Origin of the sequence: Microterricola viridarii (assembly GCF_900104895.1) — a bacterium.
GTDB classification, from domain to species: domain Bacteria; phylum Actinomycetota; class Actinomycetes; order Actinomycetales; family Microbacteriaceae; genus Microterricola; species Microterricola viridarii.
The window spans coordinates 3123714-3147514 of sequence record NZ_LT629742.1 but is presented as its reverse complement, the minus strand read 5'-3'; the positions used below and the strand labels follow the sequence as shown (position 1 = coordinate 3147514).

The window sequence follows — 23801 nt, the reverse complement described above, 5'->3', positions numbered from 1 at the left end:
CCCGGCATCCGAAGACCGCAGTAGCCGGCGCACACAAAAACAGGAGGAGACGCCCGTGACGCCTCCAGGGAGGGGTCGCGCCGCTCTGGTCCTGTGTTTTCGCGCGGCATCAGCCCACAGAGCAGGGCTCAGCACTCGATAACGTTGACGGCGAGCCCGCCCTCGCTGGTCTCCTTGTACTTCGTCATCATGTCGAGGCCGGTCTGGCGCATCGTCTCGATCACCGTGTCGAGCGAGACCAGGTGGGTGCCGTCGCCCAGGAGGGCGAGCCGGGCAGCCGACACCGCGGTCGACGCGGCGATCGCGTTGCGCTCGATGCACGGCACCTGCACCAGCCCGCCAACCGGGTCGCAGGTGAGGCCGAGATGGTGCTCCATTGCGATCTCGGCCGCGTTCTCCACCTGGCGCGGCGTGCCGCCGAGCACGCCGCAGAGGGCGCCGGCGGCCATCGCGCACGCGGAGCCGACCTCGGCCTGGCAGCCGCCCTCCGCCCCCGAGATGGACGCGTTGGCCTTCACCAGCGAGCCGATCGCGGCCGCTGTCAGCAGGAAGTTGCGGATGCCCTCCGGCGACGCCCCCGGCACGAAACGCAGATAGTAGTGCGCGACCGCCGGGATGATGCCGGCCGCACCGTTGGTCGGCGCCGTGACGACCCGGCCGCCCGAGGCGTTCTCCTCGTTGACGGCGAGGGCGAAGGCGTGCAGCCACTCGGTGGAGGTGTCGCGCTCGCGCACCGGCTGGCAATCGTGCGCGTCGAGCTGCTCGCGCACGAGGGGGGCGCGGCGCTTGACGCCGAGGCCGCCGGGCAGAACGCCCGGTGTGACGAGCCCGGTCTCCACGCAGCTGTGCATGGCCGCCCAGATGGCGTCGAGTCCCGCATCCAGCGCCTCGCGCCCGTGCAGCGCCTCCTCGTTGGCGCGTGCGATGTCGCAGAGCCCGACACCCTGCTCCTCGCACAGGGCGAGCAGCTCGGCCGAGCTGGAGTAGGGCAGCGGATGCCGGGCCGTGGCCGCCGCGGTCGCCCGCCTCATGCCGGGCGCCGCCGCCGCCGAACGGGAGCCGCCCGCGAGCGAGGCCGCTCCGCCGGCATCCTCGCTGGCCCGGCGGATGAAGCCACCGCCCACCGAGTAGTACGTCTCGTGCAGCAGCTCGCGCTCCGTGCCGGCGGCATCGCGCGCCCAGGCGTGCAACGTCATGGCATTCGGGTGCCCGGGCAGGCGGGTGAACGGCGCGAAGGTGATGTCGTCGCGGGTGATCGCGACGGGCCGGGAACCGCCCAGCAGCACGGTGCCCGCACCATCGGCTGCCCGCGGCAACGTGCTCCAGGCGCCGCGCACCGCGGCGGGGTCGCAGTCCTCCGGGCGCAGCCCGGCCAGACCCGCGACGATGGCATCCGGGGTGCCGTGGCCGATGCCGGTGGCACCGAGCGAGCCGAAGAGCACGCACGAAATGCGGTCGACGCTCTCCAGGGTGCCGGGCCCGAGACGGCCGGCGAAGTCGAGGGCAGCCCGCATCGGGCCGACCGTATGGGAACTGGACGGGCCAATGCCGATCGAGAAGAGATCGAGGGCTGAGACGAACGCTGTCACGCCTCTCATCGTAGAGAGCGCGGCGCGCAGGAGTGTGGCATCGAATCGCAGATTCGTGCGTATTCACCCGGTGGGCGGCACTTTTCGTGGCCGGGGTGCGCGAACGCGGCGTTCTCGGCGCGATGGCAACGGTTGAACCCCGCGGCGCTCCCACCGTCAACCACTTCGCCGATTATTGCGATTCATTACGCCCCGGTACACTGGATTCAGTGACGTTCGCACCTTCTTCCCTGACCATCCGGCCCGCCCTCGACTCCGAGGCCGCCGCAATCGGTCAGCTCACCGAGAGCGCCTTCCTCGTCGGCCCCTACGGTCACCTGCCCGTCAGCGCTGAGCGCCGCGCGTTCTCGCTCGACGCTGCCGGCCGTGCGGCATCCGGAACCCTGCTCGTCGCCCTGAACGAAGACGGCGCCCTCGTCGGCACCGCCAGCGTTCTGCGTGCCGGCACCCCGTACGCCCGCCGCGCCAGCGCCGGCGAGGCCGAAATCCGCCTGCTCGCCGTCGCCCCCGAGGCGCGCGGCGCCGGCATCGGCGACGCCCTGATGCGCGCCAGCCTCGAGGTCGCCCTGGAATGGGGCGCCACGGCCCTCGTGCTCGACACGGGCGAGCTCAACCTGACGGCCCAGCGCCTCTACGAGCGCCTCGGATTCGAGCGGGAGGCCGTTATCGACGGCACCGGCCGCGCCGCCTCGCTCGTCGTCTACCGATACCCACTGCAGCAGAGCCCCGACGAGGTGCTCGTGCGCCTGATACACGACGACGAGGTGGATGCCGTCGCGAGCCTCTCTGAGCGTGCCTATTCCCACGACTACACCCTGAACGACTCCTACCGCGCGTCGATCGTCGACGTCGCCGGCCGTGCCGCCGAGCACCAGGTGTGGGTCGCCGTCGACACCCAGACCGGCGCCCTGCTCGGAACGGTGTCCACCCCGCGCGATGGCGCCACCATGACCGACCTCGCCCAGCCCGGCGAGATGGACTTCCGCCTGCTCGCGGTGAGCCCGGATGCCCGCCGCCGCGGCCTCGGCGAGCTGCTCAGCCGCCACGTGCTCCTGCTCGGCCGGCTGCGCCAGGTCTCCCAGGTGGTCATGAACTCGGGCCCCGAGATGCTCGGCGCGCACAAGCTGTACGCACAGGTCGGCTTCGACCGCCTGCTCGACCGCGAGCCGGTGATGACGTTCCCGAACGGCAATCAGCTCAAGCTGCTGAGCTTCGGCTACGCCCTCACCGCCTAGAGCCGGCGCTGCCTAGGCGCGCTCGAGCAGCTCGTCGGTGCTGAGCACGGTGGCGAACTCGCCCCCGTGCAGGTTGACCGCGGTGGCCCGGGACAGCTCGTCGGCGCTCAACCGCACGCCGCCAGGGCCCTCGAGGTCGAAGGTGTGCGTCGCGTCGATCGGCACGAGCACCTCGTAGCCGAGGTTGCCGCCCATGCGGGCCGTCGTCTCGACGCACATGTTGGTCTGGATGCCGCAGATCACGATCTGCTGGATGCCGCGCTCGTCGAGCCAGCCGGAGAGGTCGGGCTCGCCGAAGAAGGCCGAGTTCACGTCTTTGCGCACGAACAGCTCGTGCGGGGCGGCAGCCACGAAGTCCATCAGAGCGTTGCCCGGGTGGTTCGGGTTCAGCGGCGACTCCTCGACCGAGTCGTGCCGCACGAGCACCACCGGGCGCGCCGATGCGGCCCAGGACTCCAGCAGGCGCTCGACGTTCGACTCGCAGTCGGGGTTGTTGCGCGGGCCCCAGCCGGGGTCGGCAAAGCCCTTCTGCATGTCGATGACGATGAGGGCGGCGTTGGGGTCGAGGCTCATGCACCCATGATGGCGGCTGCCGGCGGCATCCGGAAGGGGCAATGCGGGGTCAGACGGCACCGGGCCGGGCGAGCGGGGCCGATCGCGGCCAGGGGATACGCTGGCCTGCATGATCCTGGAACACGCCCTGCTGCCCGTGTTGCCCGGCCGCGAGGCCGAGTTCGAGGCGGCCTTCGCGCTGGCCCGCCCGCTGATCGAGCGGCAGCCCGGTTTCCTGCACCTCAGCCTCTCCCGCGGCATCGAGTCCCCGTCGACATACCTGCTGTTGGTCGGCTGGGAGAGCGTGGAGGCGCACGAGCAGGGGTTTCGCGGCTCGCCGGAGTACCAGGAATGGCGCACGCTGCTGCACCCCTTCTATGAGCCGTTCCCGGTGGTCGAGCACTTCGTGGGCGTGCTCGAGGGCGTGCTCGGCGGCTGAATCGGCGGCTGAATCGACGCCACGGCGGGCGGATGCCGGCCGTGCACAGTGACTGCACAGGGCCGGCCGCCTGCGCGCTGCTAGTCTTTTCTGAGGCCGCCGACTGCGGCCCCGGACGAGGGATCAGTACCCGGAACGCGACAAGACTGGCCACAGGAGTAAACAGTCATGTCATGGATCATCCTCATTGTCTCCGGCGTGCTCGAGGCCGTCTGGGCCACCGCGCTCGGCAAATCAGAGGGCTTCACCAAGCTCTGGCCGTCGGTCATCTTCGGCATCAGCATCGTGCTCAGCATGGGTGGGCTCGCCCTCGCCATGCGCGGGATCTCAACCGCGACGGCCTACGCCGTCTGGGTCGGCATCGGCGCATCGCTCACCGTCGTCTACGCCATGATCACCGGCGACACGAGCGTGTCCTGGTTGAAGATCGCCTTGCTGATGGGCCTCGTCGGCTGCATCGTCGGGCTCAAGTTCGTCGACTAGCCGCCGGCTCGTAGTGCCGGCCGCCCGGCTCGCCGCGTCGTCGGCGCTAGACGTAGACGACGACGGCCCAGGCCAGTCCCGCGATCAGCGCCCAGGAGAGCAGGCCGACCAGCAGTGCGCGCCAGCCGGTGAGCACGAGCTCGCGCAGCCGCACGGCGGAGCCGAGGCCGAACAGAGCCATGGCGAGCAGTGCCGTCTGCAGCACGTCGGCCGTCTCCAGCACGACCTCCGGCACCGGCAACACGGTGCGCACGACGACCGCGGCGAGGAAGCCGACGACGAAGAGCGGCACGATCGGCGGGCGGGCCCCGGCATCCGGGGCCTCACCGCCGGTCGCCGCGGCATGGGCGACGGCGGCGCTGTGCTTGCGGCGCTCGATGCCCGCGACGGTGGCGACCATCGGGGCCAGCATCACGACGCGGGTCAGCTTGACGACGATCGCGACGGCGAGGGCGGCCGGGCCGGCAATCTGCGCGGTCGCGACGACCTGGCCGACGTCGTGCACGCTCGCGCCGACCCACTGGCCGAACTGCTCGTTGCTGAGGCCGAGCGGATGCCAGAGCAACGGCAGCACCGCGATCGCCAGTGTTCCGCAGAGGGTGACGAGGGCGACCGGCGTCGCCGTCTCCTCATCCTTGGCCTTGACGACGCCGCTCATCGCGCCGATCGCCGAGGCGCCGCAGATCGAGAATCCCGTCGCGATCAGCAGCGGCTGGTGGCCGGGCAGCCGCAGCGCGCGGCCGAGCCCGATCGTGCCGACGAAGGTGAGCACGACGATCACGACGATCATCGCGATCGACACCCAGCCGAGGCCGAGGATGTCGACGAGGCTGAGCTTCAGCCCGAGCAGCACGACGCCGAGGCGCATGAACTTCTTGGACGCCACCCCGAGGCCGGGCTTGAGCGGGCCGGCGAGGGCCGGCCGGAGCGCGGGGATCTGCGCGACGATGATGCCGAGGGCGACGGCGGCCGTGAGCAGCGGGGTCGCGGGGATCAGCGCGTGGATTCCCCACGACAGGACGGCGGCCGCAGCCGCGAGTGCGATACCGGGCAACCACTTCACCTAGAGAGCCTAACCGCATGCCGGAATGACAAAAAACAGGAGCAGAGCCGCGGCGAGGCCATATCTGGCCCGCCGGGGCTCTACTCCTGTATTCCTGCACGCCGTGTGGCGCGTGCGATTAGTGGGTGCGGAAGCGCTGCGTCATCGGGCAGTCGAACGGGTCGCGGGCCGAGAGCCCCACCCTGTTCAGGTACTCGACGACGATGCCGTAACTCTGGAACAGGCCCGTCTCGGTGTAGCTGATCGAGTGCGCCTGGCAGTACTCCTTCACGAGCTCCTGCGCCTTGCGCAGGTGCGGGCGCGGCATGTTCGGGAACAGGTGGTGCTCGATCTGGTAGTTCAGGCCGCCCATGAAGGTGAGCATGCCCCAGCCGCCGCGGATGTTGCGGCTGGTGAGCACCTGGCGGCGCAGGAAATCGACCTTGGAGTCGTGCGGGAGGATCGGCATCCCCTTGTGGTTGGGGGCGAAGGACGCGCCCATGTACACGCCGAACACGGCCAGCTGCACGCCGAGGAAGGCGAACGCCATGCCGAGGGGGAGGAAGAGGAAGAGCACGGCCAGGTAGGCGGCCAGGCGGGTGACGATCATGCTGATCTCGAGGCCGCGCTTGTCGACCTTGCCCTTGCCCATGACGGTGCGGAGGCCGTGCATGTGCAGGTTCAGGCCCTCGAGGGTGAGCATCGGGAAGAACAGCCAGCCCTGGCGGCGGGTGACGAAGGCGTGAACGCGGTTGACCTTGGCGGCCTCCTCCGGCTGGAACACGATGAAGTCGTTGTCGATGTCGGGGTCCTTGCCCACGACATTCGGGTTCGAGTGGTGCCGCGAGTGCTTGGTCATCCACCAGGAGTAGCTGATGCCGACGAAGGCGTTGGCGAGGATGCGCCCGGCCCGGTCGTTGGCCTTGCCCGATTCGAACACGGTGCGGTGCGAGGCCTCGTGCGCCAGGAAGGCGAACTGGGTGAGCACGATGCCGAGGGCCGCGGCCATGAGCAGCTGGAACCAGCTGTCGCCCAGCAGCACGAAGCCGGTGACGATGCCGCCGAGGGCGGCCAGCAGGATGCCGAAGATCATCCAGTAGAACCACGTGGCGCGGCGCAGCAGGCCGAGGTTGCGCACGGTGTGCAGCAGGGCCGAGTACTCGGTGGTGGGGTTCTGCCGGTCACCGCCGGGGCGGGTGCGGATGATCCGCACGGCAGGCTTGGTGATTGTGACGGATGCCGCGGCTCCGGCGGCAAGGGGGGCGGCGTTCGCTTCGCTCATCGTCGACCTTCGTGTGAGTGACTTCCCAGTCGGGGGTGGGCAACTGCCCGGAGCTCACGTGTCGAAATTCATACGGCGACATTGCGATCAGATGAGAGCAGCCTACGTCGCTTTGGCTGAGAAACGGCCTCGATTACACGCTGGTTGCATGCCGTGGCGGGAATATGAAGGGTGTATGTTCCTCGCGGGCAATGTGCCCGATTTTCCGGGCGTGTCCAGGCCGGATTCAGACCCAACTGGGCAGCCACATGTGCAGGTGCCAGAACCAGTACGGCACGAGTTGGGCCGTCCAGATCGGGTAGAAGAAGGCGCTGACCAGTGCGGCGACACTGAGGTAGACCGCGACCACCCCGATGCCGCGTTGACGGCGCCAGCGGGGGTTGTCGCGTCGGCCGAGGATGACGGCGATCACGACGCCGAGGCCGAGCAGCAGGTACGGCTCGAAGGCGATTGTGTAGAACTGGTAGACGGTGCGGTTCAGGTACATCAGCCAGGGCAGGTAGCCGGCGGCGACGCCCATCAGGATCAGTCCGGTCTGCCATTCGCGGTAGCGCGCCAGCCGGTACAGCAAGTAGAACGCGGCGGCCGCGGCAGCCCACCAGATCAGCGGGTTGGCGACGGAGTGGATCGCCGCGCTGCACAGGTCGGCCAGGCAGCCGTCCTCGCCGAGGCTCGAGCCCTTGTAGTACATGCTCGTCGGTCGGGTCATGAACAGCCAGGTGAGCGGGTTCGCCTGATAGGGGTGCGGGGTGCTGAGGCCCACGTGGTACTCGTAGGCGGCGACCTGGTAGTGCCAGAAGCTCTGCACGCTCTCCGGCACCCAGGCGAGCGCGCCGGTCCAGGCGTTGCCGGCCTCGCTGGCCCAGCTGCGGTAGTAGCCGCCGGCCGTGAGGAACCAGCCGGTCCAGCTGGCGATGAAGGTCGCGAGGGCGATCGGCACCATCAACAGGAACGAGATGGGGCCCTGTTTGAGCACGGCCGCGCTCGCCCAGAAGGCCACGCCGGCCCGCCGCCTCGCGAGGGCGTCGACGACGACCACGTAGACGCCGAAGGCGGCCAGGAAGTACAGGCCAGACCACTTGACGCTCGCCGCCATGCCGAAGGCGAGCCCGGCCGCGAGCAGCCACGGCCGCCACCACAGGCCGGGGCCCCAGCTGGACTCGGTGGCCAGGCCGGCATCCACCCTCGCCTGGCGTTCGGCCAGCCAGGCGCGCAGGCGCTTCTCGTGCCAGGTGCGGTCGAGCAGGATGGCGCCGAAGCCGAGCAGGGCGAAGAACATCAGGATGCCGTCGAGCAGTGCCACCCGCGACATCACGATCGCGTGCCCGTCGATCGCGAACAGGAAGCCGACGATGACGGCGACGATGGTCGAGGCGAACAGTCGCCGGGCGATCACCGTGAGCAGGAAGACGGCGAGAACACCGACGACGACGGTGCCGATGCGCCAGCCGAAGGAGTTGTCGGCGCCGAAGGCGGCCAGGCCGAGGGCGATCACCCACTTGCCGAGCGGAGGGTGCACCACGAAGGAGCCCTCGTCGCTGAAGATGTCGGTGTCTCCGGAGTTGAAGCGCTCGTCGGCGCCGGCCGGCCACTGCGATTCGTAGCCGTTGTTCAGCAGTGTGTACGCGTCTTTGACGTAGAAGGTCTCGTCGAAGACGAGGGAGTGCGGGCTGGCCAGGTTCCACAGCCGCAGGACGGCGGCGAGCAGCGTGACGGCGATCGGGCCGCCCCAGTACCAGAGCCGCCGCCGGCCGGGCGTGCGGAGCAGGTGGCCCCACCACTCGTCGAGGCGGCTGCCGCGCGGCTCCGGCCGCTCCGCGACCGGCTCAGTCGGCTGCTCGGTCGGCTGCCCGATCTGTTGCTCGGGCGGGCCCACCGGCGCGGTCTGGCCGACCGGCCCCGCGGCCAGAACGGGGGAGCTGGGTGCGTCATCGCCGCTCGGCTGCTGCGACGTCCCGATGCTCATTCGCCCATGCTAGGCCAGACTGGACACATGATCATTCTCGCGGCGACCCCCATCGGCAATCTCAAGGACGCCTCGGTGCGCCTGGTCGAGGCGCTCGGCTCCGCCACGGTGATCGCGGCAGAGGACACCCGCGTCACGCAGCGCCTGCTCGCCGCCCTCGGCATCGAGAACCGCCCCCGCCTCATCGCCCTGCACGACCACAACGAGCGCGAGAAGTCGATCGAGCTCGTCGAGCTGGCCCGTGAGGGCGACGTGCTCGTGCTGAGCGACGCCGGCATGCCGACCGTCTCCGATCCCGGCTTCCACCTGGTCGACGCCGCCGCCAGCGCCGGCGTCACCGTGACCGCGCTGCCCGGCCCGAGTGCCGTGCTCACCGCCCTCGCCGTCTCCGGCCTGCCGACCGACCGGTTCACCTTCGAGGGCTTCCTGCCGCGCAAGCACGGGGAGCGGGTCAGCACCTTCACCGAGCTGCGCGACGAGCGCCGCACCATGGTGTTCTTCGAGTCGCCGAACCGCCTGGCCGCCTCCCTCGCCGACATGGCGAGCGTGTTCGGCGCCGAGCGCCGCGTCGTGGTCTGCCGGGAGCTCACGAAGTTCTACGAGGAGGTCAAGCGCGGCACCGCAGCCGAACTCGCCGAGTGGGCGGCATCCGGGGTCAAGGGCGAGATCTGCATCGTCGTGGCCGGGGCGGAGAAGCGCGTCGGCGACCTGGCCGGCGGCATCGCCGAGGTGCTGGCGCTGGTGGCGGCGGGGGAGCGGTTGAAGGATGCCGCGGCCGTCGTCTCGGAGGGCACCGGGCTCGGCAAGCGCGAGCTCTACCAGGCGGCCTTGGAGGCCAAGCCGGCCAAGCCGGGCAAGCCAACCACGCCCTAGGCCCCGCCCGATCTGGGCGGGGATTGCGGGCGGCCGGTGCCGGTGCGATCATGGCGGTGGAGGTGCCCATGCAGCCGCAGGAGAGCCACTCGGGGAGCCGACTACTCGACGGCCGTGTTGCCATCGTCTACGGTGCTGGAGGCCAGATCGGCGGCGCGGTCTCGCGCGCGTTCGCCCGCGCCGGCGCCACCGTGCACCTGGCCGGTCGCACCGCCGAACCGGTGGAGCAACTCGCCGTCGAGCTCCGCGCGGCGGGCTGGCAGGCCGAGCCGGCTGTCGTCGACGCGCTGGACGAGGAACAGGTCGAGCGACACGCGGCCGCGGTGGTCGAGCAATCCGGCCGCATCGACATCTCACTGAACGTGATCGGCATCGGCGAGGTGATGGGGACGCCGCTCGTGGACATGTCGCTCGCCGATTTCGAGCGCCCCATCCACCTGGGGGTGCGCACCGCATTCCTCACGGCGCGGGCCGCGGCCAGGCAGATGAGCGCGCAGGGCTCCGGGGTGCTGCTGTTCTTCGGCGGCACCGGCGATCCGGTGCGCGGCTTCGGCATGGGCGGATTCCAGGTGGCGCTGCAGGCCGTCGACCACCTGCAGAAGCAGTTCGCCGCAGAGCTCGGTCCCCGGGGCGTGCGCACGGTGATGATCCAGACGGGCGGCGTGTTGGGCGACACCCCGGCCGACCCCGTCGAGGCGGCAGAGTTCGCCCAGATCGCCGAGATGGTCACCGCCGACACAATGCTCGGCAGAGCCGCGCTGTTGGAGGACGTCGGCAACGTCGCGGTCTTCGCCGCCTCCGAGCACGCCCGCACGATCACGGCCGCGAACCTCAACATCTCGGCCGGGGCGATCCTGCCGTGATGGTGCCAGCAGCCGGGAACAACGCACGGCCCGGCTGCGTTTAATCCGTTGAAGCCAGTGTTGGAGGTGCACCGTGCCGAAAGCAGTGAAGTTCTCGCAATACGGCGGTCCAGAGGTTCTCGAGGTCGTTGACATTGACATGCCTGTGCCCGGAGAGGGCGAGGTGCTGATCGAGGTGGTCGCGGCCGGGGTGAACCCGGCGGACTCGCGGCTGCGCGAAGGCAAACTGGCCGATCGGATACCGGCGCACTTCCCGCAGGGCCAGGGCTCGGACTTCGCCGGCTTCGTCCGCGGCATCGGCCCCGGCGTCACCGGGTGGTCGGTGAACGACGAAGTCATCGGGCACGTCTCGCGCGGCTCGCACGCCACCCACCTGACCGTGCCCGCCACGAACATCACCCCCAAGCCGCCGCACCTCCCCTGGGAGGTCGCCGGCAGCCTGTTCGTGACGGGCACCACCGCGTGGGCCGCGATCAACGCGGTGGACATCGGCCAGGGCGACACCGTCGTCATCTCGGCCGCGGCCGGCGGCGTCGGCTGCATCGCAGCCCAGCTGGCCCGCCTGCGCGGGGCGAAGGTCATCGGCACGGTCAGCGAGCGCAACGCCGACTTCCTCCGCCAGCTCGATGTGATCCCGGTGATCCACGACGGCGATGTCGCCGGCCAGATCCGGGAGCTCGCGCCCGAGGGGGTCGACGTGTACCTCGACGCGTTCGGGGGGCAGAACCTCGAGATCGCGCGCGAGCTCAACGTGAAGGAGGCGCGCATCCGCAGCGTCGTCGACTGGGACGGCGTGTTCGACTACGGGCTCGATGAGTACGGTCGCACCAAGCCGGGTACGCGGGGCTCCGGTGCAGCCGCTTCCCGCGCGGACGGCTCGGACATCGCCGACGAGAGCGCCGAGGAGTACGGGCACGAAGTCGTCAGCCGACTCGCCCGACTGGCCGTGCAGCACCGGCTGCTGCTGCCCATTTCTGACATCTTCGCCATCGACGAGGTCCGGGAGGCGTTCGAGGAGTTGGACCGCGGGCACGTCAGGGGCAAGATCCTGCTCGGCATGCACCCGGTCGGCTACTCCCGGCAACGCGTGCACGGCGCCACCGCGCACGGGGTGGCCCTCAAGGAATCCGCCTCGACCGTCGACGTTCCCACCAAGCACGCCAGGATGCGGGTCTTCGAGAACCTGCCCCCCGTGCTCGGGCACCTGCGCGGACAGCATCACCCGCACCCCTCCGAACAGCTGGACGCGGAAGAGGCCGCAGAGGCCGCCGCCCTGGCCGAGGCCGAAGCGGAGGCCGAAGCGGAGACGGAGGAGGAGGGCGAACCGGTGATCGACCGCTGAACGCCCCGCCTCCGGTAACGCGCCCCAGCGGCATCCTGCGCCCGAATAGAATGGAGCGCATGTCCGATGGCTCCTCTTTCTTTGTCACCACGCCGATCTTCTACGTCAACGACGTGCCGCACATCGGACACGCCTACACCGAGGTGGCCGCCGATGTGCTCGCGCGCTGGCACCGCCAGCGCGGCGACGACACCTGGTTCCTGACCGGCACCGACGAGCACGGCCAGAAGATCCTGCGCACGGCGACCGCCAACGGCGTCACCCCGCAGGAATGGGCCGACAAGCTCGTCGAGGAGGCGTGGAAGCCGCTGCTGGAGACCATCGACCTCTCCAACGACGACTTCATCCGCACCACCGAGAAGCGCCACGAAGAGAACGTGCAGAAGTTCCTGCAGCACCTCTACGACACGGGCTACATCTACACCGGCGAGTACGAGGGCTTCTACTGCGTCGGCTGTGAGGAGTACAAGCAGCCGGGCGACCTGCTCGACGGCGAGGGCGACTACGCCGGCCAGAAGGTCTGCGCGATCCACTCCAAGCCCGTCGAGCTGCTGCACGAGAAGAACTACTTCTTCAAGATGAGCGCCTTCGCCGAGCAGCTGCTGGCTCTCTACGAGGAGCGTCCAGACTTCGTGCAGCCGGAGAGCGCCCGCAACGAGGTCATGTCCTTCGTCCGCTCCGGCCTCGACGACCTCTCCATCTCGCGCTCCAGCTTCGACTGGGGCGTCAAGGTGCCCTGGGACGAGACGCACGTCGTCTACGTCTGGTTCGACGCGCTGCTGAACTACGTCACCGCCGTCGGCTACGGCCAGGACGATGCCGAGTTCGAGCGCCGCTGGCCGGCCACCCACCTCGTCGGCAAGGACATCCTGCGCTTCCACGCCGTCATCTGGCCGGCCATGCTCATGGCCGCCGGCCTGCAGGTGCCGCACCGCGTCTTCGGCCACGGCTGGCTGCTCGTCGGCGGCGAGAAGATGTCCAAGTCCAAGCTCACCGGCATCGCCCCGACGCAGATCACCGACACCTTCGGCTCCGACGCGTTCCGCTACTACTTCCTCCGCGCCATCCACTTCGGCCAGGACGGCTCCTTCTCCTGGGAGGACCTGCACGCCCGCTACACCTCCGAGCTGGCCAACGGCTTCGGCAACCTCGCCTCGCGCGTGATCGCCATGGTCAACCGCTACTGCGACGGCGTCATCCCCGCCGCCGGCGACATGACCGACGCGGATGCCGCCATCCGCGCGATCGAGCGCACGGCGACCGCCACGGCATCGATCGCGATCGACCGGCTCGCCATCCACGAGGCCATCGGCACCGTGTGGGAGCTCGTCGACGCCCTGAACGGCTACATCACCGAGCAGGAGCCGTGGGCTCTCGCCAAGGACCCGGAGAAGCGGGAGCGCCTGGAGACGGTGTTGAACACCGCCGTCCGCGGCCTCGGCACGCTCGCCGTGCTGCTCTCGCCGGTGCTCACCAAGGCGACCGCGACGCTGTGGACCGCGCTCGGCGGCGACGGCGTCGTGCAGGACGTGCGCATCGACCAGGCCTGGGAGTGGACCGGATCCGGGACGGTCACCCCGCTCGAGGCCCTGTTCCCGCGGATCGAGACCTCGGCCGAATAACATGCCCGCTGCCCGGGGCGGCCGTTCGCGGCCGCCCAGGGACCGGGGCCAGGAGGAACGACGATGAGCGACGCCAACATTGATATCTCGGGGCACGTCCGCACACGCGCACAGACCGAGGGGCGGGAGCTCAGCTACCCCCCGCTGCCGGAGGCGCTCACCGTCGGCATCTACGACAACCACACGCACCTCGAGATCGCCGACGGCGACAACCCGCTCGACTACCGCGAGCAGCTCGACCGGGCCTCGGCCGTCGGCGTGCGCGGCGTGATCCAGGTCGGCGGAGACGTACCCACCTCGCAGTGGTCCGCGGCGACCGCCGCGATCGAGCCGCGCATGCTCGCGGCCGTGGCGATCCACCCCAATGAGGCGCCCATCTACGACACCGCCGGCGGCCCGGACGGCAGCTGGCAAGGCGGGCTCGACGCGGCGATCGCCGAGATCGACCGGCTCGCCGCGCTGCCACGCGTCGTGGCCGTCGGCGAGACCGGCCTGGACTACTTCCGCACCGGCGAGGAGGGGCGCGCCGCCCAGCACCGCTCGTTCGAGGCGCACATCGACATCGCCAAGCGCCACGGCCTGGCCATGCAGATCCACGACCGTGACGCGCACGACGCCGTGATCGAGACGCTGCTGCGGGTCGGGGCGCCCGAGCGCACCGTCTTCCACTGCTTCTCCGGCGACGCCGAGATGGCCAAGGTCTGCGCCGACAACGGCTGGTTCCTCTCCTTCGCCGGCACGGTCACCTTCAAGAACGCGCAGAACCTGCGCGACGCCCTCGCCGTCATCCCGCGCTCCCAGATCCTGGTCGAGACGGATGCCCCCTTCCTCACGCCGACGCCGTTCCGCGGCCGGCCCAATGCCCCCTACCTGCTGCCGCTGACGCTGCGCGCCATGGCGGCCGAGCTCGGCACCGACGTCGCCGTGCTGGCCGCGCAGGTCAACTCGAACACCGAGCTGGTCTACGGCCGCTGGGACGCGGAGCCGGTCGGCTCCCTCACACCGTCCGCCGCGGTATCCGCTGCGCCGCGCTCCGCACCGCTTTCTGCCTCACCCGCCGTTTCCCCTGCCACGACTTCACCTGGCAACACCGAGGCCATCGGAGGCATCGCATGACCGCACACCGCCACGAAGAAGAAACGCCTGAGACGGTGCCAGGGCACGGCCGGCTGCTCGGCCCCGCCGAGATCCGCGACCTCGCCGAACTCCTCGATGTCACCCCCACCAAGAAGCTCGGCCAGAACTTCGTCATCGACGCCAACACGGTGCGGCGCATCGTGAAGGTCGCCGGCGTGCGCGCGGGCGAGCACATCGTCGAGATCGGGCCGGGGCTCGGCTCGCTCACCCTCGGGATCTTGGAGACCGGGGCATCCGTCACCGCCGTCGAAATCGACAAGCGCCTGGCCGAACAGCTGCCGAAGACCGTCGAGCTCATGCAGCCGGGCGTCCCGCTCACCGTCATCACCCAGGACGCCATGCGCGTTACCGAGCTGCCCGGCGAGCCGGCCCGACTCGTCGCCAACCTGCCGTACAACATCTCGGTGCCCGTGCTGCTGCACTTCCTCGAACACTTCCCGTCCATCCGCTCCGGCATCGTCATGGTGCAGGCGGAGGTCGGCCAGCGCCTCGCAGCCACCCCCGGCTCCAAGGTGTACGGCAGCCCGAGCGTCAAGGCCGAGTGGTACGGCTCCTGGCGCACCGCCGGCCACGTCTCCCGCCAGGTGTTCTGGCCGGTGCCGAACGTCGACTCGATCCTCGTCGGCTTCGACCGCCGGGATGCGGCATCCAGCGGCGACGCCGCCATCGACGAGACCGGCGCGATCGGCACAGAGGAGGAGCGCCTCGCAACGTTCGCGCTCGTGGATGCCGCCTTCCAGCAGCGCCGCAAGATGCTGCGCCAGTCGCTGGCGCCCGTGCTCGGCGACACCGCGGCGGCCAGCGCCGTGCTCGAGGCCGCCGGTGTCAGCCCGACCGACCGCGGCGAGCAGCTGACCGTGCACGACTTCCTGCGCATCGCGCGCGCCGCCGCCGCCAGCGCCAACTGAGCCGAGCCAACGGGGGAGAGCAGCCCTTCCGCTGGTTGAGCTTGTCGAAGGGTCGAAACCCGGCACGCACCGGTGACAGTTTCGCAGTCTTCCTTGGAACTGGCTGCCGCCTTTCGCGGCGCTGCGCGTCGCGCTGGCGCGGCGCGGCGGCCACCGGCTAGCGTTGCCCGCATGACCGATGAACCTGTGACCGGGCGCCGCGACGGCGTCAGCGACGAGGCGCTCGCGGCTGCGACCGGCAAGACCTGGCCGGAGTGGTTCGCGATCCTCGACGCCGAGGGGGCCGCCGGCTGGAAGCACTCCGTGATCGCCCGCTGGCTCGACGCGAACTACCCGCTCGGCGGGTGGTGGGCGCAGGGTGTCACCGTCGGCTACGAGCAGGCCCGCGGCATCCGCGCGCCCGGCCAGCGCCAGGACGGCAGCTTCGAGGCGAGCGTCTCCAAGACGCTCCCGCTCGAGCAGCTCCCGGCGCTGGACGCCGTGATCGCGGCCGTCTCGGCCGAGCTGGGCGCGCCGGCCTCCGAGAGCCGTGCCGCGAAGCACGTCACCGCGCGCTGGCCGATGCCGGTCGGATCGTTGTTGGCCTCGGCCGCGCCCTCGAAGGGCGGCAAGACCTCGGCCGGTCTCACCTGGCAGCGGCTCGGCGGGGCCGACGAGGTCGCCCCGGCCAAGCTGCGCATGCAGGGCTGGCTGCAGGCCGCCGCCGAGTTGGGATAGCGTGAAGATATGACTCTCGCCGCCGCCTCCCCAGTTGTACATGCGAGGGCGCCGGGCAAGATCAATGTCTTCCTCGCCGTGGGCGCGTTGCAGGACGACGGCTACCACGACCTGGCCACGGCCTATCAGGCCGTCTCGCTGTACGAGGATGTGCGCGCCCACCCGGCCGACGACTTCTCGGTCAGCTTCAGCGGCAGCGTCGACACCTCCGGGCTGGAGGTCGACGGCAGTAACCTCGCCATCAAGGCGGCCAGGCTGCTCGCCCGGAAGACGGGTTACCGCGGCGGCGTGCGACTCGAGATCGAGAAGAACGTGCCCATCGCCGGCGGCATGGGCGGGGGCTCCGCGGATGCCGCGGCCAGCCTGATCGCCTGCGACGCGCTCTGGGGCACCGAGCTCGGCAAAGACGAGATGCACGCGCTGGCGGCCAAGCTGGGCGCCGACGTGCCCTTCGCCCTGGCCGGCGGCACCGCGATCGGGACGGGGCGCGGCGACCAGCTCAGCCCGGCGCTCGCGCAGGGCAACTTCCACTGGGTGCTCGCCGTCGCCGAGTTCGGGATGTCCACGCCGGCCGTCTACGCCGAGCTGGACCGGCACCGGGAGCGGAACGCCGCCGACATCCGGCCGGCGGCCGTCTCGCCGCAGGTCGACGCCCGCGTGCTGCACGCCCTGCGCGCCGGTGACTCCGCCCTGCTCGCCGAGGCACTGCACAACGACCTGCAGGCGCCGGCGCTGCACCTGGCCCCCGGACTCGGACAGATCCTCGAGCTCGGCGAGGCGAACGGCGCGCTGGCCGGGATCGTCTCCGGCTCCGGCCCGACGCTGGCCTTCCTGGCGCCCGACGCCGACACCGCACTCGAGCTGCAGGTGGCGCTCTCCGCCTCGCGGCTGACCGCGGTGCGGGCACACGGCCCGGTGCACGGCGCCCGCGTCATGCACTCCTAGACACACCCCGCATCCGCCCCCAGCTCCTCCGCGCCCGCACGCCCCGACACCCTGCGCCGAGACTGCGCGACTTGTCGTTCAGGCGCGCGCGAACTACAAGTCGTGCAGTCTCGACGTGAATAGGTGGGCGTTTGGGGCGGCGTGCGCGCTGGGGTGGGTGGGCTAGAAGCGGGCGCCGCGCTGGCGCAGACGGGTTCGGATGCGGTTCATGGTCTCGTTCAAGCGGAACCTGAGGTCGTCGGCGGTGACGTAGACGATCGTCCAGCCGCGGTCTTCGAGGCGCTCCCGCCTGGCCGTGTCGTTGCGGTACTGCACCCGATCGCGGTGCCCGTCACCCTGATACTCGATGCCGACCTTGAACTCGGGGTACGCCAGGTCGATCAGCGCGATCTGGGTGCCGTGCTCGTCGAACACCGGGTGATTCAATCGGGGCTCGGGGAGACCCGCAGTCTGCATCGCCAGGCGGGTGAGGCTCTCCATCCGCGACATCGAGCCGTAGCGCACCAGTGCGAGAGCCTGGCGAAGCCGGCGCGCGTAGCGCCGGGAGCCGTACCTCCTCACCGCTGCGGTCAGCTGCTCCAGCGTGGCCAGCGGAGGGATGCCGGAGTACGGCTCGTCCCCGGTCACCAGGAAGTCGCCGGCGGCTACGAGGTCGTCGACGGCGAGGAGCGACGCGAGCTCGCACCAGGCGTGCACGGCCGCGCTGAGGCGCAGCCCCGCGCGTTCGGTGGGCGAGCGATCCCAGGCGCCCTGATGGCCGACGACGCCGCGGCAGCGAGGAATCCCTCCGGCGACCGAGGTGCTGACGTGGAGCACGAGAGCCCTCTCCTGCTCGGCTGGCAGCGGGATGCCGTGGAGCAGCGCCGCGGTGGAATGGCTGAAGTACTGGCGCCGCGGCATCCGCTTCGCATAGGCGGCCGCCAACTCGGGGACCGACTCGGCGGCCCGGCCCATCACGACTCCGCGAAACGGGCTGAGCACATCGCGGTGCCGCAGCTGTCCTGGAGTGATGCCGATGGCCGCAGACTCGTTCGTGGCGAGCGGTCCGCTCGCGGCGAGGAAATGGCGCAGCTGGTCGCGCTTGTGCATGCACACAGCGTGCCCGAACGCCGCCTGTCCCCGCAGAAGTTATCCACAGCTGCCCCACGCGCCTCCCTCCTCCAAGCATCGAGACTGCGCGACTTGTCGTTCGAGCGGGCCTGAACTACAAGTCGCGCAGTCTCGATGGAAGCGGGGAGGGGAGGAGGGAGGGGAATGAGAGGAGAGCGGGGGAGGCGGGCCCGACGCACAGGCGCGCCCAGTAGAGTTGGTGGCGATATGGCACACATGCTTGGCGCCGAAAGGCTGCACCTCGAATTCCCTACCCGCGTGATCTTCGACGAAGTGACGGTGGGGCTCAATGAGGGCGACCGCGTCGGCATCGTCGGCCGCAACGGCGACGGAAAGTCCACCCTGCTGAAGCTGCTCGCCGGCCGGATGGAGCCCGACGGCGGTCGCGTCACGCGCCGCCGCGACGTGCGCCTGGCCATGCTCGACCAGGCCGACACGGTCGACTCGACGCTCACCGTCGCCCAGGCCGTCGTCGGCGGCATCGACGAGCACGTCTGGGCCGGCGACCCCGTCGTCCGCGACGTCATCGGCGGGCTGCTCAGCGACGTGCCGTGGGACGGCATCGTGGAGAGCCTCTCGGGCGGCCAGCGCCGCCGCGTCGCCCTCGCCGCCCTCCTCGTCGGCGACCACGACGTCATCTTCCTCGATGAGCCCACCAACCACCTCGACGTCGAGGGCATCGCCTGGCTGGCCGGGCATCTCAAGCGCCGCTGGCCACAGGGCAGCGGCGGCCTCGTCGTCGTCACCCACGACCGGTGGTTCCTCGACGAGATCTGCAACGCCACCTGGGAGGTGCACGACCGCATCATCGAGCCCTTCGAGGGAGGCTACGCGGCGTACATCCTGCAGCGCGTCGAGCGCGACCGCTCCGCCGCCGTCAGCGAGGCCAAGCGCCAGAACCTGATGAAGAAGGAGCTGGCCTGGCTGCGCCGCGGCGCCCCGGCCCGCACCGCCAAGCCGAAGTTCCGCATCGACGCCGCCAACGAGCTGATCGCGAACGAGCCGCCGCCCCGCGACACCGTGTCGATGCAGTCGATGGCCATGCAGCGCCTCGGCAAGGACGTCGTCGACCTGATCGACGTCACCGTCAAGTTCCCCGCCACCGCGCACTCGGCCGAGAAGACCGTGCTGAACGACATCACCTGGCGCATCGCGCCGGGCGAGCGCACCGGCATCCTCGGCGTCAACGGGGCCGGCAAGTCCACGCTGCTGAACCTCGTCGCCGGCACCCTGCAGCCCACCACGGGCACCGTCAAGCGCGGCAAGACGATCAAGGTCGCCGTGCTCACCCAGCAGCTCAACGAGCTCAAGGCGATCCAGAACGACCGCGTCAGCGAGGTCATCGGCCGCCAGCGCTCCAGCTACGTCGCCGGCGGCAAGGAGATGACGCCCGGCCAGCTGCTCGAGCGCATGGGCTTCATGAGCTCGCAGCTCTCCACCCCGGTCAAGGACCTCTCCGGTGGCCAGAAGCGCCGCCTGCAGCTGCTGCTGATCGTGCTCGACGAGCCGAACGTGCTGATCCTCGATGAGCCGACCAACGACCTCGACACCGACATGCTCGCCGCGATGGAGGACCTGCTCGACTCCTTCCCCGGCACGCTGCTCGTCGTCAGCCACGACCGGTACCTGATCGAGCGCGTCACCGACCAGCAGTACGCCGTCACCGAGGGGCACTTCAAGCACCTGCCCGGCGGCGTCGAGCAGTACATCGAGATGCGCAAGCGGCAGGTTGCGGCGGATGCCGACAACGTCGGCTTCGAGAGCGTCGTCGGTTCCAACGACACCCCGGCTGCCGCGGGCAAGCCCGCCGCGGCCGCCAAGCCGAAGCTGGGCGGCGCCGAGCTGCGCAACGCGCAGAAGGAGCTGGCATCCATCGACCGCAAGATCGCCAAGTGGCAGCAGCAGATCGCCGAGATTCACGAGAAGCTCGCCACTCACGACCAGAGCGATTACGACGGGCTGGGTGCGTTGACGGCCCAGCTGCAGAAGCTCGAATCTGACGTGGTCACGAACGAGACCCGGTGGATCGAACTTTCTGAGCTTCTCGAGGGCTAGCGCCGCAGGAACTGTGACGAACTAAGGCGGAGTGGTCCGGCGGTCGAAGATTGGCCGCGTACGGTTGTAACTACCCCGCACAGCTGCGGCGCACAAAACCCCCGTGGAATTTCCCCGTGGCGGAGCTATGCGCCGAGAGAGATGGCGGAGCCGCACCGGCTTCGTGATCGCAGCAGATCACCGGTCGTCGGGTACACACAGCGAAAGGTAGTTATGTCCATCTCGAAGAAGACCACCAAGGTCCTCGCAGCTCTCGCAACGCTTCCCCTCCTCGCAGCCCTCGCCGGCTGCGCCACGACCGCCGAGGTCGGCGGCGGATCCTCCGAGCAGTCCGAGACGGTCAAGGTCGGCGTCGTCGGCAAGAGCGACCCGCAGTGGCCCGCCTTCGTCGATGCGGCCGCAGCCGAGGGCATCACGGTCGAGCTGGTCGACTTCGGCGACTACGCCCAGCCGAACCCCGCGCTCACCGCCGGTGACCTCGACCTGAACCAGTTCCAGCACATCGTCTACCTCGCCGACTACAACGTCGCCTCCGGCGAGGACCTCACGGTCATCGGCTCCACGGCCATCTACCCGCTCGGCCTGTACTCCACCAAGTACGGCAGCGTTGCCGACATCCCCGCCGGCGAGACGGTCGCCGTGCCGGACGACGCCAGCAACCTGGCCCGCGCGCTCCTCGTCCTGCAGTCGGCCAAGCTCATCGAGCTGAAGGACGGCGGCAGCATCTTCTCCGGCCTGAACGACGTCGACGAGGCGAAGTCCAAGGTCAAGGTCACCGCCCTCGAAGCCTCGCTCATCCCGACCTCGCTGCCGGATGTCGCCGCCGCGGTCATCAACAACGACTTCGTCCAGGATGCCGGCCTCGAGTTCTCCGACGCCATCGCCAAGGACGACCCCAGCGACCCCAACGCGCTGCCCTACGTCAACGTCTTCGCGGCGCGCGCCGAGGACAAGGACAACGCGACCTACAAGAAGCTCGTCGAGATCTTCCAGACCGACGAGGCCGTCCAGGCCGGTCTGCTCGAGTCGTCCGCCGGAACCGGCCTCGCGCTGCAGACCCCGGTCGCCGACCTGGTCGCCTCGCTCGCCACGGTCGAGGCCGACACCAAGGCGCAGAAGTAGTTCAGCAGTAGCAACACCGCACCACCCGCGGCTTCGCGGGGAGGCATCCGCCCCACCGGGCCAGGATCCTCCCCGCGGGGCCGCTCCTCACGTTTTCACACAACGCGGCCGATGCACACCCCGCAGGACGCCGCAAAGGAGTAGCCCATGGCCCTGGTCAGCCTGCGGAACGTCACCAAGGCGTATCCGAACCCGAACGGCGGCGACCCCGTTCTCGCCATCAACGACGTCAGTCTCGACATCGAGGCGGGCGACGTCTACGGCATCATCGGCTATTCCGGCGCAGGCAAGAGCACCCTGGTCCGGCTGATCAACGCCCTCGAGCCCGTCACCGACGGCAGCGTCGTCGTCAACGGCCAGGAGCTCGCCGGGCTCGGCGAGAAGCAGCTGCGCCCCGTGCGCCTCGGCATCGGCATGATCTTCCAGCAGTTCAACTTGTTCAACGCCAAGACGGTGTGGAACAACGTGGCCTACCCGCTGCGCGTGGCCGGCGCCTCCAAGGAGAAGATCCAGGCCCGCGTCGACGAGCTGCTGGAGTTCGTCGGCCTCGCCGACAAGGCGAAGAACTTCCCGGAGCAGCTCTCCGGCGGCCAGAAGCAGCGCGTCGGCATCGCCCGCGCGCTGGCGACCGCGCCCAGCATCCTGCTCTGTGACGAGGCCACCAGCGCCCTCGACCCGGAGACCACGCAGGAGGTTCTCGCCCTGCTCAAGCGGGTGAACTCCGAGTTCGGCGTGACGATGGTCGTGATCACCCACGAGATGGAGGTGATCCAGAGCATCGCCACCAAGGTCGCCGTGATGGACCAAGGCCGCATCGTCGAGAGCGGCGACGTGTTCGAGGTGTTCTCCAACCCGCAGAACGGCTCCAGCCAGACCTTCGTCGGCACCGTCGTCAAGGGCGTGCCCAGCCCGGCCGAGCGCGCCGTGCTGCGCGAGCGGCACGAGGGGCGCATCGTGACGCTGTCGTTCCGCGACGGCGACGCCAGCCAGGCCTCCGTGTTCCTCAAGCTGGCCCAGGCCGGCGTCGAGTTCGAGCTCATCTACGGCGGAATCAACGACATCCAGGGCAAGGCCTTCGGCCACCTGACCCTGGCGCTGCGGGCATCGGATGCCGTCATCGACGGCGTGCTCGCCGACATTGCCCAGGCCACGAGCGTGACGGAGGTGGCGTGATGGATGCGCTGATCGAACTGCAGCCCGAGTTCTGGAAGGCCGCCGCCGAAACGCTCTACATGGTCTCGGCGACGCTGCTCTTCGGTGGCTTCTTCGGCCTGCTGATCGGGCTGGGCCTGTACACGACCCGTGCCGGCGGGCTGCTGCCCAACAAGACAATCTCCACGATCCTCAACGTCGTGATCAACTTCTTCCGGCCGATCCCGTTCATCATCTTCATCGCCGCGCTGCAGCCGCTGACGCGCGCCGTGATCGGCACCGGCATCGGCAACAACGCCGCCGTGTTCGCGCTGTCCATCGCCGCGGCGTTCGGCATCGCCCGCATCGTCGAGCAGAACCTCGTCACGGTGTCGCCCGGCGTGGTCGAGGCCGGCCGCGCGATGGGTGCAGGGCCGCTGCGGATCCTCCGCACGATCGTGATCCCCGAGGCGCTCGGCCCGCTGATCCTCGGCTACACCTTCGTCGTCGTGGCGATCGTCGACATGACCGCGATGGCCGGCTTCGTCGGCGGCGGCGGCCTCGGCTACTTCGCGCAGCTCTACGGCCACCGCCAGTTCGAGCCGGTCGTGATGTGGGCGGCCATCCTGCTCATCGTCGTGTTCGTGCAGCTCGTGCAGTGGCTCGGCAACCGCCTCGCCCGCAAGGCGCTCCGCCGCTAGACGGGTCCGTCCCGGGTCTCGATACGCGCCGCGGGCGGCGCTACTCGACCAACGGATGTTGAGAACACCCGCTGGTCGAGTAGCGAGGAACGAGCGTATCGAGACCGGGGGCGCCGATCAGTCGAAGTCGAGCGAGAGCTTGCGCAGCAGGCCGGCCAGGCGCTCCTGCTCTGGGGCGCTGAGCGCGCCGAGCAGCTCGGCCTCGGCGTCGACGAGGCGGGTGATCGCGGCATCCACCCGGGTCTGGCCCGCCGGGGTCATGACGACGAGGATGCCGCGGCCGTCGTTGGGGTCGGTGCGGCGCTGCACGAGCTCGCGCACCACGAGCCGGTCGATGCGGTTCGTCATCGTTCCGCTGGAGACCAGCGTCTGCTGCAGGAGCTGCTTGGGGGAGAGCTGGAACGGCTCTCCGGCCCGGCGCAGCGCCGAGAGCACATCGAACTCCCAGGACTCCAGCTCGGAGCGGGCGAAGGCCGTGCGGCGCGCGCGGTCGAGGTGCTTGGCCAAACGACCGACCCGGGAGAGCACCTGGAGCGGGGTGAAGTCGAGATCCGGGCGCTCGCGCAGCCAGGCATCGACGATGCGGTCGACTTCGTCACTCGTGGGCATCCCCCCATTATCCCGGCCGCACGGCGCGGCCGCGGCGCGCGGCACGCACAGCTTCGGCGTTCGCGTCGGAGACCGGCC

Annotated in this window: 22 protein-coding genes and 1 riboswitch; of the genes, 15 read left to right on the top strand and 7 right to left on the bottom strand. The window is 70.0% G+C overall.

Annotated elements, in window-relative coordinates; translation table 11 throughout:
* Window positions 1-128: 128 nt before the first annotated feature.
* The gene (locus BLT62_RS14455) at window positions 129-1589 is read right to left on the bottom strand and encodes an L-serine ammonia-lyase (protein ID WP_083364692.1); all 1461 of its coding nucleotides are present in this window, start codon (window positions 1587-1589) and stop codon (window positions 129-131) included.
* A 209-nt stretch (window positions 1590-1798) separates the two neighbouring features.
* On the opposite strand from BLT62_RS14455, the gene BLT62_RS17740 reads away from it, so the two are divergent.
* Entirely contained in the window at window positions 1799-2824 is a 1026-nt protein-coding gene (locus BLT62_RS17740) for a GNAT family N-acetyltransferase (RefSeq protein WP_231919225.1), read from the top strand.
* A 12-nt stretch (window positions 2825-2836) separates the two neighbouring features.
* On the opposite strand, the gene BLT62_RS14445 is transcribed toward BLT62_RS17740, so the two are convergent.
* A complete protein-coding gene (locus BLT62_RS14445) occupies window positions 2837-3397 on the bottom strand; it encodes a cysteine hydrolase family protein (RefSeq protein ID WP_083364690.1) in 561 nt (186 codons plus the stop codon).
* 109 nt (window positions 3398-3506) lie between these two features.
* On the opposite strand from BLT62_RS14445, the gene BLT62_RS14440 reads away from it, so the two are divergent.
* Window positions 3507-3815, top strand: coding sequence for an antibiotic biosynthesis monooxygenase family protein (locus tag BLT62_RS14440; protein WP_083364689.1), 309 nt, complete (start codon window positions 3507-3509; stop codon window positions 3813-3815).
* Window positions 3816-3905: 90 nt separating this feature from the next.
* Window positions 3906-3970, top strand: a riboswitch (guanidine-III (ykkC-III) riboswitch).
* 13 nt (window positions 3971-3983) lie between these two features.
* Window positions 3984-4298: a DMT family transporter gene (locus tag BLT62_RS14435; RefSeq protein ID WP_083364688.1), complete on the top strand. Its 315-nt coding sequence runs from the start codon at window positions 3984-3986 to the stop codon at window positions 4296-4298.
* Between the two features lie 46 nt (window positions 4299-4344).
* Here the strand turns inward: BLT62_RS14435 and BLT62_RS14430 are convergent, their stop codons facing one another.
* The 3 genes from BLT62_RS14430 to BLT62_RS14420 all read right to left on the bottom strand — a co-directional run bounded on the left by BLT62_RS14430 (window position 4345) and on the right by BLT62_RS14420 (window position 8588).
* Window positions 4345-5361, bottom strand: a complete 1017-nt coding sequence (locus tag BLT62_RS14430) for a YeiH family protein (RefSeq protein ID WP_083364687.1) — start codon at window positions 5359-5361, stop codon at window positions 4345-4347.
* Window positions 5362-5479: 118 nt separating this feature from the next.
* Window positions 5480-6622: a fatty acid desaturase family protein gene (locus BLT62_RS14425; RefSeq protein WP_083364686.1), complete on the bottom strand. Its 1143-nt coding sequence runs from the start codon at window positions 6620-6622 to the stop codon at window positions 5480-5482.
* A gap of 226 nt (window positions 6623-6848) precedes the next feature.
* Window positions 6849-8588, bottom strand: coding sequence for a dolichyl-phosphate-mannose--protein mannosyltransferase (locus tag BLT62_RS14420; protein WP_083364685.1), 1740 nt, complete (start codon window positions 8586-8588; stop codon window positions 6849-6851).
* Window positions 8589-8615: 27 nt separating this feature from the next.
* Between BLT62_RS14420 and rsmI the strand changes: the two genes are divergently transcribed.
* The 8 genes from rsmI (at window position 8616) to BLT62_RS14380 (ending at window position 16995) form a co-directional block, all read left to right on the top strand.
* Complete coding sequence (rsmI, locus tag BLT62_RS14415; RefSeq protein WP_083364684.1) at window positions 8616-9461, top strand: 16S rRNA (cytidine(1402)-2'-O)-methyltransferase; 846 nt, start codon at window positions 8616-8618, stop codon at window positions 9459-9461.
* Window positions 9462-9529: 68 nt separating this feature from the next.
* The gene (locus BLT62_RS14410; RefSeq protein WP_083364683.1) at window positions 9530-10324 is read left to right on the top strand and encodes an SDR family NAD(P)-dependent oxidoreductase; all 795 of its coding nucleotides are present in this window, start codon (window positions 9530-9532) and stop codon (window positions 10322-10324) included.
* Window positions 10325-10397: 73 nt separating this feature from the next.
* The gene (locus BLT62_RS14405; protein ID WP_083364682.1) at window positions 10398-11666 is read left to right on the top strand and encodes an NADP-dependent oxidoreductase; all 1269 of its coding nucleotides are present in this window, start codon (window positions 10398-10400) and stop codon (window positions 11664-11666) included.
* A gap of 59 nt (window positions 11667-11725) precedes the next feature.
* Complete coding sequence (metG, locus tag BLT62_RS14400) at window positions 11726-13288, top strand: methionine--tRNA ligase (RefSeq protein ID WP_083364681.1); 1563 nt, start codon at window positions 11726-11728, stop codon at window positions 13286-13288.
* Window positions 13289-13351: 63 nt separating this feature from the next.
* On the top strand, window positions 13352-14404 hold the full coding sequence (locus BLT62_RS14395) for a TatD family hydrolase (RefSeq protein ID WP_083364680.1): 1053 nt from the start codon (window positions 13352-13354) through the stop codon (window positions 14402-14404).
* Window positions 14401-15333: a 16S rRNA (adenine(1518)-N(6)/adenine(1519)-N(6))-dimethyltransferase RsmA gene (gene rsmA / locus BLT62_RS14390; RefSeq protein WP_083364679.1), complete on the top strand. Its 933-nt coding sequence runs from the start codon at window positions 14401-14403 to the stop codon at window positions 15331-15333. Before BLT62_RS14395 ends, rsmA begins: the two co-directional genes overlap by 4 nt.
* A gap of 171 nt (window positions 15334-15504) precedes the next feature.
* Window positions 15505-16050 carry a DUF4287 domain-containing protein gene (locus tag BLT62_RS14385; RefSeq protein WP_083364678.1) on the top strand — a complete coding sequence of 182 codons (546 nt, stop codon included), beginning with the start codon at window positions 15505-15507 and terminating at the stop codon, window positions 16048-16050.
* Between the two features lie 9 nt (window positions 16051-16059).
* A complete protein-coding gene (locus tag BLT62_RS14380; RefSeq protein WP_083364677.1) occupies window positions 16060-16995 on the top strand; it encodes a 4-(cytidine 5'-diphospho)-2-C-methyl-D-erythritol kinase in 936 nt (311 codons plus the stop codon).
* 162 nt (window positions 16996-17157) lie between these two features.
* On the opposite strand, the gene BLT62_RS14375 is transcribed toward BLT62_RS14380, so the two are convergent.
* On the bottom strand, window positions 17158-18084 hold the full coding sequence (locus BLT62_RS14375) for an endonuclease domain-containing protein (RefSeq protein ID WP_156786367.1): 927 nt from the start codon (window positions 18082-18084) through the stop codon (window positions 17158-17160).
* Between the two features lie 228 nt (window positions 18085-18312).
* Here BLT62_RS14375 and BLT62_RS14370 point away from each other — a divergent pair, with 228 nt between their 5' ends.
* From BLT62_RS14370 to BLT62_RS14355, 4 genes are all read left to right on the top strand, one after another.
* Window positions 18313-20160 (top strand): ABC-F family ATP-binding cassette domain-containing protein, encoded by a 1848-nt coding sequence (locus tag BLT62_RS14370; protein WP_083364676.1) that lies wholly within the window; start codon window positions 18313-18315, stop codon window positions 20158-20160.
* Window positions 20161-20373: 213 nt separating this feature from the next.
* Window positions 20374-21282 carry a MetQ/NlpA family ABC transporter substrate-binding protein gene (locus BLT62_RS14365; RefSeq protein WP_172829721.1) on the top strand — a complete coding sequence of 303 codons (909 nt, stop codon included), beginning with the start codon at window positions 20374-20376 and terminating at the stop codon, window positions 21280-21282.
* A 147-nt stretch (window positions 21283-21429) separates the two neighbouring features.
* Window positions 21430-22455 (top strand): methionine ABC transporter ATP-binding protein, encoded by a 1026-nt coding sequence (locus BLT62_RS14360; protein WP_083364675.1) that lies wholly within the window; start codon window positions 21430-21432, stop codon window positions 22453-22455.
* Window positions 22455-23114, top strand: a complete 660-nt coding sequence (locus BLT62_RS14355) for a methionine ABC transporter permease (protein ID WP_083364674.1) — start codon at window positions 22455-22457, stop codon at window positions 23112-23114. Before BLT62_RS14360 ends, BLT62_RS14355 begins: the two co-directional genes overlap by 1 nt.
* A 117-nt stretch (window positions 23115-23231) precedes the next feature.
* On the opposite strand, the gene BLT62_RS14350 is transcribed toward BLT62_RS14355, so the two are convergent.
* Window positions 23232-23723 carry a MarR family winged helix-turn-helix transcriptional regulator gene (locus BLT62_RS14350; RefSeq protein WP_083364673.1) on the bottom strand — a complete coding sequence of 164 codons (492 nt, stop codon included), beginning with the start codon at window positions 23721-23723 and terminating at the stop codon, window positions 23232-23234.
* Between the last annotated feature and the right edge of the window lie 78 nt (window positions 23724-23801).

What these genes read in the sequence shown, in the direction of transcription:
- BLT62_RS14355 (WP_083364674.1), top strand. Translation starts at nt 22,455, where the DNA reads ATGGATGCGCTGATCGAACTGCAGCCCGAGTTCTGGAAGGCCGCCGCC.
- BLT62_RS14365 (WP_172829721.1), top strand. Translation starts at nt 20,374, where the DNA reads ATGTCCATCTCGAAGAAGACCACCAAGGTCCTCGCAGCTCTCGCAACG.
- BLT62_RS14380 (WP_083364677.1), top strand. Translation starts at nt 16,060, where the DNA reads ATGACTCTCGCCGCCGCCTCCCCAGTTGTACATGCGAGGGCGCCGGGC.
- BLT62_RS14385 (WP_083364678.1), top strand. Translation starts at nt 15,505, where the DNA reads ATGACCGATGAACCTGTGACCGGGCGCCGCGACGGCGTCAGCGACGAG.
- BLT62_RS14410 (WP_083364683.1), top strand. Translation starts at nt 9,530, where the DNA reads ATGCAGCCGCAGGAGAGCCACTCGGGGAGCCGACTACTCGACGGCCGT.
- rsmI (WP_083364684.1), top strand. Translation starts at nt 8,616, where the DNA reads ATGATCATTCTCGCGGCGACCCCCATCGGCAATCTCAAGGACGCCTCG.
- BLT62_RS14350 (WP_083364673.1), bottom strand. Translation starts at nt 23,723, where the DNA reads ATGCCCACGAGTGACGAAGTCGACCGCATCGTCGATGCCTGGCTGCGC.
- BLT62_RS14360 (WP_083364675.1), top strand. Translation starts at nt 21,430, where the DNA reads ATGGCCCTGGTCAGCCTGCGGAACGTCACCAAGGCGTATCCGAACCCG.
- BLT62_RS14375 (WP_156786367.1), bottom strand. Translation starts at nt 18,084, where the DNA reads ATGCACAAGCGCGACCAGCTGCGCCATTTCCTCGCCGCGAGCGGACCG.
- BLT62_RS14435 (WP_083364688.1), top strand. Translation starts at nt 3,984, where the DNA reads ATGTCATGGATCATCCTCATTGTCTCCGGCGTGCTCGAGGCCGTCTGG.
- BLT62_RS14395 (WP_083364680.1), top strand. Translation starts at nt 13,352, where the DNA reads ATGAGCGACGCCAACATTGATATCTCGGGGCACGTCCGCACACGCGCA.
- BLT62_RS14425 (WP_083364686.1), bottom strand. Translation starts at nt 6,622, where the DNA reads ATGAGCGAAGCGAACGCCGCCCCCCTTGCCGCCGGAGCCGCGGCATCC.
- BLT62_RS14370 (WP_083364676.1), top strand. Translation starts at nt 18,313, where the DNA reads ATGGCACACATGCTTGGCGCCGAAAGGCTGCACCTCGAATTCCCTACC.
- BLT62_RS14420 (WP_083364685.1), bottom strand. Translation starts at nt 8,588, where the DNA reads ATGAGCATCGGGACGTCGCAGCAGCCGAGCGGCGATGACGCACCCAGC.
- BLT62_RS14440 (WP_083364689.1), top strand. Translation starts at nt 3,507, where the DNA reads ATGATCCTGGAACACGCCCTGCTGCCCGTGTTGCCCGGCCGCGAGGCC.
- BLT62_RS14445 (WP_083364690.1), bottom strand. Translation starts at nt 3,397, where the DNA reads ATGAGCCTCGACCCCAACGCCGCCCTCATCGTCATCGACATGCAGAAG.
- rsmA (WP_083364679.1), top strand. Translation starts at nt 14,401, where the DNA reads ATGACCGCACACCGCCACGAAGAAGAAACGCCTGAGACGGTGCCAGGG.
- metG (WP_083364681.1), top strand. Translation starts at nt 11,726, where the DNA reads ATGTCCGATGGCTCCTCTTTCTTTGTCACCACGCCGATCTTCTACGTC.